At 71.2% G+C, this 12,618-nt stretch carries 10 protein-coding genes; all 10 read left to right on the top strand.

Features of this window, described 5'->3' with window-relative positions; translation table 11 throughout:
* Positions 1-7: 7 nt before the first annotated feature.
* The 10 genes from ASL10_RS06700 (at position 8) to leuA (ending at position 12,455) form a co-directional block, all read left to right on the top strand.
* Positions 8-385, top strand: coding sequence for a histidine triad nucleotide-binding protein (locus ASL10_RS06700; RefSeq protein ID WP_056047543.1), 378 nt, complete (start codon positions 8-10; stop codon positions 383-385).
* An 82-nt stretch (positions 386-467) separates the two neighbouring features.
* Positions 468-1,460 (top strand): PhoH family protein, encoded by a 993-nt coding sequence (locus ASL10_RS06695; RefSeq protein WP_235452721.1) that lies wholly within the window; start codon positions 468-470, stop codon positions 1,458-1,460.
* Entirely contained in the window at positions 1,457-1,918 is a 462-nt protein-coding gene (ybeY, locus tag ASL10_RS06690) for an rRNA maturation RNase YbeY (RefSeq protein ID WP_056045671.1), read from the top strand. The genes ASL10_RS06695 and ybeY overlap by 4 nt, the downstream gene beginning before the upstream one ends.
* A gap of 7 nt (positions 1,919-1,925) precedes the next feature.
* A complete protein-coding gene (locus tag ASL10_RS06685; RefSeq protein WP_052505052.1) occupies positions 1,926-3,224 on the top strand; it encodes a hemolysin family protein in 1,299 nt (432 codons plus the stop codon).
* 61 nt (positions 3,225-3,285) lie between these two features.
* Positions 3,286-4,224, top strand: a complete 939-nt coding sequence (gene era / locus ASL10_RS06680; protein ID WP_056045670.1) for a GTPase Era — start codon at positions 3,286-3,288, stop codon at positions 4,222-4,224.
* A 134-nt stretch (positions 4,225-4,358) separates the two neighbouring features.
* Complete coding sequence (locus ASL10_RS06675; protein ID WP_056045666.1) at positions 4,359-5,621, top strand: sensor histidine kinase; 1,263 nt, start codon at positions 4,359-4,361, stop codon at positions 5,619-5,621.
* Entirely contained in the window at positions 5,618-6,310 is a 693-nt protein-coding gene (locus ASL10_RS06670; protein ID WP_369794374.1) for a response regulator, read from the top strand. Before ASL10_RS06675 ends, ASL10_RS06670 begins: the two co-directional genes overlap by 4 nt.
* A gap of 194 nt (positions 6,311-6,504) precedes the next feature.
* Positions 6,505-7,836 (top strand): esterase family protein, encoded by a 1,332-nt coding sequence (locus tag ASL10_RS06665; RefSeq protein ID WP_056045662.1) that lies wholly within the window; start codon positions 6,505-6,507, stop codon positions 7,834-7,836.
* Complete coding sequence (locus ASL10_RS06660; RefSeq protein WP_056045659.1) at positions 7,833-10,487, top strand: bifunctional lysylphosphatidylglycerol flippase/synthetase MprF; 2,655 nt, start codon at positions 7,833-7,835, stop codon at positions 10,485-10,487. Before ASL10_RS06665 ends, ASL10_RS06660 begins: the two co-directional genes overlap by 4 nt.
* 207 nt (positions 10,488-10,694) lie before the next feature.
* Positions 10,695-12,455 (top strand): 2-isopropylmalate synthase, encoded by a 1,761-nt coding sequence (gene leuA, locus ASL10_RS06655; RefSeq protein ID WP_056045657.1) that lies wholly within the window; start codon positions 10,695-10,697, stop codon positions 12,453-12,455.
* Positions 12,456-12,618 lie beyond the last annotated feature (163 nt).

Raw genomic sequence — 12,618 nt, 5'->3', positions numbered from 1 at the left:
GGGCAGCATGTCCGAGACCTCCGACGAGCCCACCGTCTTCAGCCGCATCGTCGCGCGCGAGATCCCCGCCGACATCGTCTTCGAGAGCGACGCGGTCATCGCCTTCCGCGACATCGCGCCCCGGGCACCCGTCCACCTGCTCGTGGTGCCCAAGACCCAGGCGTACCGCGACGTCGTCGAACTCGCCGCGGGCGACCCGGCGTTGCTCGCCGAACTGGTGGCGACCGCCTCCCGGCTCGCGGCCGACCCGGCAGCGTTCGGGGAACACTCCGGGTCCGAGTTCCGTTTAATCTTCAACACCGGCGCATCCGCCGGGCAGACCGTGTTCCACGTGCACGCCCATGTGCTCGGTGGACCCCTGGAGGAAGGCACCCTTGCCCACTAGCGACACGAACGCCACCGGCCCCTCGACACCGACGACGGGTGACGACGTCCGTCGTGTCGACGTGACCGTCGACGGCGTCGCCATGGTCCAGCTCCTGGGCCCGCAAGACCGCCTGCTGCGTGCGGTCGAGAAGCAGTACCCCGACGTGCGCGTGCTCGTCCGCGGCAACGAGGTCACCCTCGAGGGGCCCTCGTCGGCCGTCGGCAGGGCCGAGGGCCTCGTCGACGAGCTCGTCTCGATGGTCCGCGGCGGTCAGGACCTCGGCCCGGCCGAGGTCGCGACGTCGGCCCGTCTGCTCGACTCGGGGCAGGGCAGCCCGTCCGAGGTCTTCGGGCAGCCGATCGTCACCAGCCGCGGCAAGGGGGTCCGGGCGAAGACTCGGGGCCAGAAGGACTACGTCGACGCGATCGACCAGCACACCATCACCTTCGGCATCGGCCCGGCCGGCACCGGCAAGACCTACTTGGCGATGGCCAAGGCCGTCCAGGCGTTGCAGCGCCGCGAGGTCCAGCGCATCATCCTGACGCGCCCCGCGGTCGAGGCCGGCGAGCGGTTGGGCTTCCTGCCCGGCACGCTGACCGACAAGATCGATCCGTACCTCCGGCCGCTCTACGACGCTCTGAACGAGATGATGGACCCCGAGATCGTGCCCAAGCTGCTCGCGGCCGGCACCGTCGAGGTCGCCCCTCTCGCGTACATGCGCGGTCGCACCCTCAACGACGCGTTCGTCGTGCTCGACGAGGCGCAGAACACCACGCCCGAGCAGATGAAGATGTTCCTCACCCGTCTCGGATTCGGCTCGCGCATGGTCGTGACGGGCGACGTCACCCAGGTCGACCTGCCCACCGGTGCCAGCGGCCTCCAGCTCGTCACGACGGTGCTCGACGACATCGACGACATCCACTTCGCCCGTCTCACCAGCGACGACGTGGTGCGGCACACGCTCGTGGGCCGCATCGTCGACGCGTACACGACCTACGACGCCGAGCGTCAGGCCCAGCAGCACCGCCGTCTCGAGGCGGCGGACCAGCAGGCCGACGCTCGCGACCGCCTGCCGAAGAAGGGAACCCGGTGAGCATCGAGGTCGCCAACGAATCCGCCGTCGAGGTCGACGAGGCCACGATCCAACGTCTGGCCACCTTCGCGCTCGACCAGATGCACGTGCACCCCGAGGCCGAACTCGCGATCGTGTTCGTCGACGAGGCGGCGATGGAGCAGCTCCACGTCCAGTGGATGGACGAACCCGGTCCGACCGACGTGCTGAGCTTCCCGATGGACGAACTGCGCCCCGGCACCGAAGACGAACCCACGCCGGCCGGCCTGCTCGGCGACATCGTCGTGTGTCCGCAGGTGGCCGTGGCCCAGGCCGCCACGGCCGGGCACAGCCCGCTCGACGAGATGCTGCTCCTCACCTGTCACGGCATCCTGCACCTCCTCGGTTTCGACCACGCCGAACCCGACGACGAGCGTGAGATGTTCGGTCTGCAGCGCGAGATCCTCGCGGCCTTCGCCGCGTCCGACACGAGTCGGTGACGCCGTGATGGTCACGGTCTTCGTCGTCGTGGCGGTCTTCCTGGTGGTCTTCGGCGGCCTCCTGGCCGCCGCCGACTCCGCACTCGGCGTCCTCAGCCGCCAGGACCTCCTCGACGAGGCGGACGACGATCCGCGTCACGCGACGGCGTTGACCGCCATCGCCGCCGACGTCGGGGCGCACGTCAACGCCGTCAACTTCGTGCGCATCCTCGCCGAGACGTCGGCGGCCGTCCTCGTGTCGCTGTCGTTCGCCTTCTCGGTCGAGCCGTGGTGGCTGGCCCTGCTGCTCTCGGCTCTCATCATGACGGTCGTGTCGTTCGTCCTCGTGGGCTCCAGCCCGCGCAGCGTCGGCCGGGCCCACGCCCGCGGCCTCGTGCGTCTGACCTCGGGTCTCGTGCGGTTCGTCCGGGTCGTGCTCGGGCCCCTGGCCGACGCCCTGGTGGCGGTCGGCAACCGGGTGACCCCCGGACGTCCGCGCAGCGCGTCGTTCTCCTCCGAAGAGCAGTTGCTCAGCATGGTCGACGAAGCCACCGAGCTCGACGTCCTCGAGGAGGACGACCGCGAGCTCATCCACTCGATCTTCGAGTTCAGCGACACGGTGGTCCGTGAGGTGATGGTGCCCCGCACCGACATGGTCACCCTCGACGCCACCGCGTCGGTCGGTTCGGCGATGAGCCTCTTCCTCGGTCGGGGCGTGTCGCGGGTCCCGGTCGTCGGTCGCGACTCCGACGACGTCGTCGGGATCGTCTACCTGCGCGACCTCGCCCGGCGGTTGCACGAGCACAGCGGCGACGACTCGGCCCCGGTGACGACGCTCGCCCGCCCGGCCGTCTTCGTGCCCGAGTCCAAGAAGGCCGACGACGCCCTCCGGCAGATGCAGCTCGACAAGAACCATCTCGCGATGGTCGTGGACGAGTACGGCGGCATCGCCGGCCTCGTCACGCTCGAGGACCTCATCGAAGAACTCGTCGGCGACATCAGCGACGAGTACGACCGCGAGGTCGCCCCGCAACGCGAGGTCTCCGCGGGGGTCTTCCGGGTGAGTGCCCGTCTCCCCGTCGACGAGCTCGGCGATCTCTTCGGCCTCGAACTCGACGACGACGACGTGGACTCGGTGGGAGGGCTGCTCACCAAGGTCCTGGGACGCCTGCCCGAGCAGGGCTCGGTCGTCCGCGTGTCGGGCCTCGTCCTCACGGCCGACCGCACCGAGGGGCGTCGGCACGACCTGCAGACCGTGCTCGTCGAGCGCGATCCCGACCTCGCGGACGCCCAGGCCGCGTTCGCCGACGCCGCTCGCGACGACTGAGCGTCCGGTCGTCGCGACCCTCCACCTCCCACCCGTTCCCGCACGTTCACGAAAGGCCCCCATGTCGACCACCGGAGACGACCTCACCCCCTCGGCCGCGCCTCCTCGGGGGTCGACCTACCGCGCGGGGTTCGTCTCGTTCGTCGGGCGGCCCAACGTCGGCAAGTCGACGCTGACCAACGCCCTCGTGGGGCAGAAGGTGGCCATCACCTCGTCGAAGCCGCAGACGACTCGACGAGCGATCCGCGGCATCGTGCACCAGGCGACCGGCCAGCTCGTCCTGGTCGACACCCCGGGCATGCACCGTCCGCGCACGCTGCTCGGCGAGAGGCTCAACGACATCGTCCAGACCACCCTCGGCGACGTCGACGTGATCGGGTTCTGCGTGCCGGCCGACGAGAAGCTCGGGCCGGGGGACCGGTTCATCAACGAGCAGCTCGACCAGTACCCGCGGGCCAAGAAGGTCGCGATCGTCACCAAGACCGACGCCACGTCGCGGCCGGCCGTCGCCGAGCAGTTGCTCGCGGTCAGCCGTCTGCGCGACTGGGAGGCCATCATCCCGCTGTCCGCGGTCAGCGACGTGCAGCTCGACGTCCTCACGGCCGAGCTGATCAAGCTCATGCCGCTGTCACAGCCCCTCTACCCGTCCGATGCGGTCACCGAAGAAGGCCTGACCGACCGGGTGGCCGAGTACGTCCGCGAGGCCGCGCTCGAGGGCGTGCAGGACGAGCTGCCGCACTCGCTCGCGGTGACCATCGACGACATGGTCGAGCGTGACGACAAGGACCTCCTCGAGATCTACGCCAACCTCTTCGTCGAGCGCGACAGCCAGAAGGCCATCGTCATCGGCAAGGGCGGTCAGCGCCTGCGCGAGGTGGGCGAGCGTGCCCGCGCGCAGATCGAGCCGCTCGTCGGCAAGCAGGTGTTCCTCTCGATCCGGGTGAAGGTCGCCAAGGACTGGCAGCGCGACCCGAAGCAGCTCGGTCGACTGGGGTTCTGACGCCCCCTCCCGGTCGTCCGGCCGTCCCGGGCTAAAGGGTCGTCCTCGTCCCTGCGGATGATCGTGGTGGTCCCGAGGTCGTTCGCGCACGGCGGCCGCCCCGGACGGGCCGCCGTAGGTCGTACGGTGGTCGGGTGATCTTCCGACGCCTCGCGCCCTACCAGGTCGCCGTCGACCTGTCGGCGGCGTTCCTGCTCGGCGTGGTCGGCCTGGTGTTGTCCGACGGGGTCGTGACGACCCCGTTCGTCGTGCTGGGCATGACGGTCACGTTCGCCCTGCGCCGCCTGTCGCCGGGGCTCGCCCTGACCCTCGCCTGGCTGGTCGCCGCGTCCCAGATGATCACGGGCAGCACGCCCGGTGTCACGAACCTCGCGATCTGCGCGGTGCTGTACGCCACGGCGGCGTACGGGACGAACCGGGTGAAGTGGGCGGGCCTGGTCTCCGTGGGCGTGGGTGCCCTCCTGGGCACCTTTTACCTCTCGTTCGTGCAGCAGAGCCTGTTTGGCGTCGACTACGACATCTATGCGGTGACCGACGTCGTCCGCATCCTCCTGCAGCTGGGGATCAGCCTCCTCGGATTCCTCGCCCTGCTCGGTCTGCCCTGGGCCGGGGGACTGCTGGCCCGGGCGCGATGGTCCGAGCGGCTCAGCCGTGAGGCGCGGCTCATCGCCGAGCGCGAGACCGCCCGGGCCGAGAACGACGCCGCGCGGGCCGAACGCGAGGCCGCCCGGGCCGAGCGGGACATCGCCGTCGAGCAGGAACGCAACCGGATCGCCCGGGACATGCACGACGTCGTCGCCCACTCGCTGGCCGTCGTCATCGCCCAGGCCGACGGGGCCCGGTACGCCGCCCGGGTCGACCCGACCTCGGTCGACGGGGCGCTCACGACGATCGCCACGACGGCGCGGGAGGCCCTCGGCGACGTCCGGGTGCTGCTGGGTCAACTGCGGCACAGCCAGGGCGAGGCGCCCCAGCCCGCCCTCGGCGACCTCGACCGTCTGCTCGACCAGATGCGCGGGTCGGGTCTCACGGTCGACCTGCTCGTGACCGGCGAACCGCAGGTCCTCGGGACCAACCGGCAGCTCGCCGTGTTCCGCATCGTGCAGGAGAGCCTGACCAACGTCCTGCGTCACGGTGCCGTCGACCAGCCCGTCGGCCTCCACTTCGACTGGCGCTACGAGGCGTTGCACCTCGTGATCTCCAACGTCGTGCGGCCGCCGACGCGTCCGCTCGACACGTCCGGCGACGAGCGGCGGGGCGGCCACGGGCTCGACGGCATGCGGGAGCGCGCCACCCTGGCGGGCGGCTCGCTCACCACCCAGAACGCCGACGGACGCTTCGTCGTCCACGCCATCGTGCCGACCCTGGCACTGACCCAAGAGGTACGCATCCGATGATCGACATGCCCGGCCGTTCGACGGCACCCATCCGCGTCGCCCTGGTCGACGACCAGGCCCTGTTCCGTGCAGGCATCAAGATGCTGGTCGGCTCGCAGCCCGACCTCGAGTTCGTCGGCGAGGCCAGCAACGGCGAGGAGGGCGTGGCGATGGTCGGGCGCACCGCTCCCGACGTCGTCCTCATGGACATCCGCATGCCGGTGATGGACGGCATCGCGGCCACCACCGCCGTCCTGGCGCAGGCCGAGACGGCCTCCCGTCGCCCGCCGCGCATCATCGTGCTGACGACCTTCGACCTCGACGAGGCCGCCACCCGCGCCATCCGGGGAGGCGCGAGCGGCTTCGTCCTCAAGGACGCCGACCCCGAGTTCCTGCTCGCCGCGATCCGCACCGTGCACGCGGGCAACGCCGTGATCGCGGCGTCGGCCACGCGTGAACTCTTCGAGCACTTCGACGGCCGGGCCTCACGCGCCCGGGCCGTGCCCGCGTCGTTCGGCACCCTGACCACCCGGGAACGTGACATCTTCGACCTCGCGGCGCGGGGCCTCAGCAACGCCGAGATCGCGTCGCGGGAGTTCCTCAGCGAGGCGACGGTCAAGACCCACATCAGTCGGGTCCTGTCGAAGTTGTCCCTGCGCGACCGGGTGCAACTGGTGGTCTACGCGTACGAACACGGGCTCGCCGAGTAGTTCGGCTGGAGCGGGCTGCCACGGCCGTCGCCGACGGGGCGCCCCGGTGCGACGTGTCGGTGCCGTGTGGTGGCTGATCACACCTGATGAGGCTGCTGAGACCGGGCGGCACGGCTCGTGTCGAGAGACTCCGAGGCGGCAGAGTGTCACCTGGGTGGCCATCACCCCGATCCTCCGCCGAAAGAAGCTCTCGCATGGACTGGTTGCTGTCGGTTCCGCTCTTGTCCACGACGATGCTGCTGACGGTGGACGTCGTCGCCGCCCTCGTCGCCGTCGGGCTCCTCGTCCGCCCGCGGACCCGACGCACGTGGTGGCGGTGGATCGCCCTCGCGGTCCTGCTCGGGGCCGGCCTCGGCGCCCTCGCGACCTGGTGGCTCGGCGACGTACGCGACGTGCTGGGCCTGTCACCCACCTGGGTGGATCGCCTCTGGGTCGCCGCCGTGGTCGCCGGCGTCGCTGTCGTCGTCGTCAACCTGTTCCGCACCCGGTGGTGGCGGAAGATCGTGGCCGTCCTGTCCGTCCTGGTCTTCGCCCTGTCCGGGGGCCTCGCCCTGAACCGGGACGGCAGCGTCTACCAGAACCTGTCCCAGGCGCTCGGTCGGGACGAGGTGCCCGCCCTCCCGGCGACCGCCGCCGCGCCTCCGTCCGCCTCGCCCGGCTCGACGGAGTTCGACCCGACCCTCTGGTCGACCTGGAAGGCCCCCGCCGACCTCCCGGCCGTGGGACGGTACGGCAGCGTGGCCATCCCCGGCGCCGTCTCGCACTTCCCCGCCCGTGACGCCGTCGTCTACCTGCCCCCGGCGGCCCTCGTGGCCGACGCCCCCGCCCTTCCCGTGATGATCATGCTCTCGGGACAACCGGCCGAACCGAGTTCGGTGATCACGGCCGGCCACCTCGTCGAGACCCTGGACGCCTTCGCGGCGAAGAACCACGGGCTCGCGCCGATCGTCGTCGTGCCCGACCAGCTGAGCGCCGACGCCCACAACCCGATGTGCGTCGACGGCGCCCTGGGCAACAGCGCCACCTACATCACCACCGATGTGGTCGACTACATGACGAGTCACTTCCACGTCGCCACCGGGCCACGGGCATGGGCGATCGGTGGGTTCTCGCAGGGGGGCACCTGCTCGATCCAGTTCGCGTCGGCGCGGCCCGACCTGTTCTCGACCTTCATCGACGTGTCGGGTGAGCTCGGCCCCTCGATCGGCGACGAGAAGACCACGATCGACCAGGGCTTCGCCGGGAACCGAGCGGCCTACGAGGCGGCCCGACCGCAGGCGATCATGGCCGCGCACGGGCCCTACGCGGACACCGCGGCGTTCTTCGCCGTCGGTGCCACGGACGGTCGGTACGGCCAGATCATGACCGCGAACTCGGCGGCCGCGGCGAAGGCCGGCATGACGGTGACGCGCTACGTGTCCCCGGGCAGCGGGCACGACTGGACGACCGCGACGAACGGCTTCGCCCACGGCATCGGACAGTTCTACCCGCGCCTCGGCCTGAGTGCGACGGTGCAGACACCGTGAGCGGCGAGCTGGCCGGAGCCGACGCCGGTGCCGGGGCCGACGCCGGCGCCGGCGCACCGACGGTGCCGACGGCCTCCACGACGGCACCCCCCGGGCCGGCACCCCACGAGCCCGACCCCCACGAGCCGGGGCGTGCGCGCCGGTTCGTGGACGGCGTCGCGACCCGCGTGGTGGCGTTCGTCGGCGGCCGTCCCGTCAGTCTCACCCTCGCGCTGCTGCTCGTCGTGCTCGCGCTCGCCTCGGGCAGCGTGACGCATGCGCCGAGCGAGCGGCTGCGCGACCTCGTCGGAGCAGGGCTCGACCCCTTCGAGGACCGCACCTCATGGCTGCTCGTCGTCGGCTCGGTGTTCTTCGCCGGCAGTCCCGCGCAGCTCGTCCTGGCCGTGGTCGGCGTGCTCGTCCTCGTGGGCACCGCCGAGCGTCGCATGGGCTGGTCCCGCACGGTGGCCGCCTACCTGGTGACGGCCGTCGTCGCGACTGGGGTCGGCGTGGCGGTGCAGGCCCTGGGGCAGGCGGTCGGCGAGACCTGGGCCCTCGAGGTGGCGGCCGAGTCCACCCTCCACCCGCTCACCCCCGCCCTCGGCACGATCATGACCGGCAGCGCGTTCTCCGGACCCCTCTGGCGACGGCGCATCCGGCTGGTCGGATTCTCGTGCGTGTTCGCCTTCGTGCTCTACGACGGGCACCCGGCCGGTCTCTACGCGCTGATCGGCGCCCTCGTCGGGCTCGCGTTCGGGGTGGTGCTGACCGGTCGCCCCGCCGAACGAGGCTGGTCGCGCAGTTCGCACCACGAGGTACGCCGCCTCGCGTCGACCATCGTCGCGGTGACCGCGCTGGGTCCCGTCCTGACCCTCCTCACCCGCAGCCCGATCGGGGCCCTCTCGCCCCTCGGCATGCTGTTCCGCGACGTCCTCCCCGGGCGATCGCTCTCGGCCGCGTGCGCGGCCGCGGGACAGGGCGCACCGGACCGGCACGCGCCTCCGATCGGAGCTTGCGCGCGCGCCGCGGCCCTCGCCGGCATCGACACCGTCCCGACGGTCCTGCTGAGCCTGCTGCCGCTGGCCGTGCTGCTGCTCTGCGCCTGGTACCTGCGGCGGGGTCGTCGCCTCGCCCTCGACGTGGCCGTCGCGGTCAACGGGCTCCTCGCCCTCTTCGCCGGTCTGTACTACGTGGTGCTGCCCGTCACGACCGATCCGGTGGTCGACCAGCCCCGACACGTGGTCGAGAGGGTGGTGCTCGCCGGGCTGGCGGTCGCCGTGCCGGCCGCGGTGGCCCTCGGACTGTTCCTCCTGCGCCGTCATTTCGGCGTCGGTGCCGAGGGGACGCGACGACCGCGGTTCGCGCTCGTCGTCGTGCTGTCGGGTCTGGTGCTGGCGGTGACGTTCGCCGTCGTCGGGTGGCTGGGGCGCGCCTCCTTCGTCCCGACGATCGAACCGTGGACGTTGCTGCTGGACGTGCCCGAACGCTTCGTGCCGGTCGGGTTCGTCGGGCTCACCCGCATCGGACCGGTGCCGGACGGCGGGCTCGTCCGGGCCGCCTTCGAGTGGGTGGGGCCGGTCTGGTGGCTCGTCGTCCTGGTCGGGCTCGGGGTGGGCGCGACCCGGCCGGGGGACGTCCGTCCCGACGCGGCGCGCACCCAGGTGCGCGACATCGTCCATCGGGGGACCCCCGGCACGCTGTCGCACATGGCCCTCTGGGAGGGCAACCGGTACTGGTTCACGGAGGACGGCCTCGCCGCGGTCGCCTATCGCGTCGTCGCGGGCATCGCGATCACCACGGGCGAGCCGCTCTGTGCGGCCGACCGGCTCGGCGAGGTGACCCGCGAGTTCGCCCGGTGGTGCGACGACCAGGGCCTCACCCCGGTCTTCTACAGCGTGCGCGGCGTGCTCTCGCCTCTCTACGACGAGATGGGGTGGGCGACGCTGCCCGTCGGTGAGGAGACGGTGCTGCACCCGGCCACCTTCGCGATGACGGGCAAGAAGTGGCAGGACGTCCGGTCGAGCATCAACCGCGCGACCAAGAACGGGGTCCGGGCCGAGTGGACCCGCTACGCGGAGCTCCGGCCCGCGGTCGCCCGTCAGATCGGTGAGATCAGCGAGCAGTGGGTCGCCGAGAAGGACCTGCCCGAGATGGGCTTCACCCTCGGCGGCGTCGACGAGTTGCGCGACCCCGACGTGGCGCTGATGCTCGCCCTCGACGAGGACGACTCGGTCCAGGCCGTGACGAGCTGGTTGCCCTCGTGGCGCGACGGGGTCGTCGTCGGCTGGACGCTCGACTTCATGCGGCGTCGGCCGGACAGCATGAACGGCGTCATGGAGTTCGTCATCGCCTCGTCGGCCCTGGCGATGAAGGAGCAGGGCGTCGAGTTCCTGAGCCTGTCGGCGGCGCCGCTGGCGAGCGGTGCGCCGTCCGACGGGCCGTCGACGCAGACGGAGCGCGTGCTCGCCTTCCTCGGGCGCGTGCTGGAGCCGGCCTACGGGTTCCGCACCCTCCTGGCGTTCAAGAAGAAGTTCCAGCCCGACTTCGTCCCGCTCGTCATGGCGTTCCCCGATCCGGTGCAGCTCCCGGCCATCGGCACGGCGCTAGGCCGCGCCTACCTGCCCGACCTCTCGGTCGGGGCCGTCGTGCGGCTCGTCCGCACGGTGGTCTGATCGGGCGGGGGAGCCGAGGAGGCGCGGTGCCGGCCCGCGACGACCCGCGCCTCCTCGGTCGGTGCTAGCCTCGTCACGTGTTCACCGGCCTGCTCCTCCTTAGCTGCCGCGGCGAGTCCTGACCCAGGCCCCCCTCGTCGCGGAGTTCGTCGTCGGCCGACACCCCCGCGAAGAGCAGCCCCTCGAGGGCGAGAGAGACCACAGGACATGAAGAACGCACAGCAGCCTTCGGCCATGCCGATCCACAAGTACCGGCCCTTCCACGAGCAGATCGCCGTCGACCTGCCCGACCGCACCTGGCCGTCCAAGCGCATCACCGAGGCACCCCGCTGGTGCGCCGTCGACCTGCGCGACGGCAACCAGGCGCTGATCGACCCGATGAGCCCGGAGCGCAAGCGCATCATGTTCGACCTGCTGGTCGGCATGGGCTACAAAGAGATCGAGGTCGGCTTCCCGAGCGCCTCGCAGACCGACTTCGACTTCGTCCGCAGCCTCATCGACGAGGGGGCCATCCCCGACGACGTGACGATCCAGGTGCTGACCCAGGCGCGCGAGCACCTGATCGCCCGCACCTACGAGTCGATCGCCGGCGCCAAGCAGGCCATCGTCCACCTGTACAACTCGACGAGCGTGCTGCAGCGGGACGTCGTGTTCCGCACCGACCGGCAGGGCATCGTCGACATCGCGCTCGAGGGCGTCCGCCTGTGCCTCGAGGCCGAGAAGACCATCCCCGAGACGGCCGTGTTCTACGAGTACTCGCCCGAGAGCTACACCGGCACCGAGCTCGACTTCGCGCTCGACATCTGCAACCAGGTGATCGAGGCCTTCGACGCGACGCCCTCGCGACCGGTGATCGTCAACCTGCCGGCGACCGTCGAGATGGCGACCCCCAACGTCTACGCCGACTCGATCGAGTGGATGCACCGTCACCTGGCCCGCCGCGACAGCGTCATCCTGTCGCTGCACCCGCACAACGACCGGGGCACCGGCATCGCGGCCGCCGAGCTGGGCTACCTGGCCGGTGCCGACCGCATCGAGGGCTGCCTCTTCGGCAACGGCGAGCGCACGGGCAACGTCGACCTCGTCGCGCTGGGCATCAACCTGTTCACCCAGGGCATCGACCCGCAGATCGACTTCAGCGACCTCGACATGGTCAAGCGCACCGCCGAGCACTGCAACCAGCTTCCCGTGCACGAGCGCAGCCCCTGGGCCGGCGACCTCGTCTACACGGCGTTCTCCGGTTCGCACCAGGACGCCATCAAGAAGGGCTTCGAGGCCATGGCCGCGACCGCGGCCTCGCGCGGGGTCGACGTCGACGCGCTCGAGTGGGCGGTGCCGTACCTGCCGGTCGACCCCAAAGACCTGGGCCGCAGCTACGAGGCGGTCATCCGCGTCAACTCGCAGTCGGGCAAGGGCGGCGTGGCCTACCTGCTGAAAGCCGACCATGCCATCGACCTGCCGCGCAAGCTGCAGATCGAGTTCAGCGGCGTCGTGCAGTCGCGTACCGACCAGGAGGGGGGCGAGATGACGAGCGCCCACATCTGGTCGATCTTCCAGGACGAGTACCTCCCCGCCGACGCGGCCGACGACAAGTGGGGTCGCTTCGAGTTGACCCGGACGAGCACCGCGAGCGACATGTCGGGCGAGACCGTCCTCGACGTCGACCTGCGGGTCGGCGAGACGGTCGAGTCGACGTCGGCCCGGGGCACGGGGCCCATCGCGGCCTTCATCGCCGTCCTCGCCGAGCAGGGCGTCCAGGTCAAGCTGTACGACTACGTCGAGCACACCCTCAGCGCCTCGGGCGACGCCCAGGCTGCGGCCTACGTCGAGCTCGACGTCGACGGCACGCGGCTCTGGGGAGTCGGCATCGACGCCGACATCTCGACGGCGTCGCTCAAGGCCATCGTCTCGGCGGTGAACCGCGCCATCCGCACGACGACCGACGTGCGCGAGCTCGCGTCGGTCTGAGCGGCCGCCCCGACCCGACCCGCCCCCGGTGCCCTCGCGGTGCCGGGGGCGTCGTCGTGCCGGCTGTCTCGCGCCTGCGGGTGTCGGCAACTCCTGCCTCGTGTAGGGCGCAGGCGCCGATGTGCGGCGTGTCGGGGTGCGCTGGCGCAGGGGGCAGGAGTTC

Origin of the sequence: Frigoribacterium sp. Leaf8 (assembly GCF_001421165.1) — a bacterium.
In the GTDB taxonomy this organism is placed as follows: domain Bacteria; phylum Actinomycetota; class Actinomycetes; order Actinomycetales; family Microbacteriaceae; genus Frigoribacterium.
The sequence above is the reverse complement of the archived record's forward strand: the minus strand, read 5'-3'. Positions and strand labels throughout refer to the sequence as shown.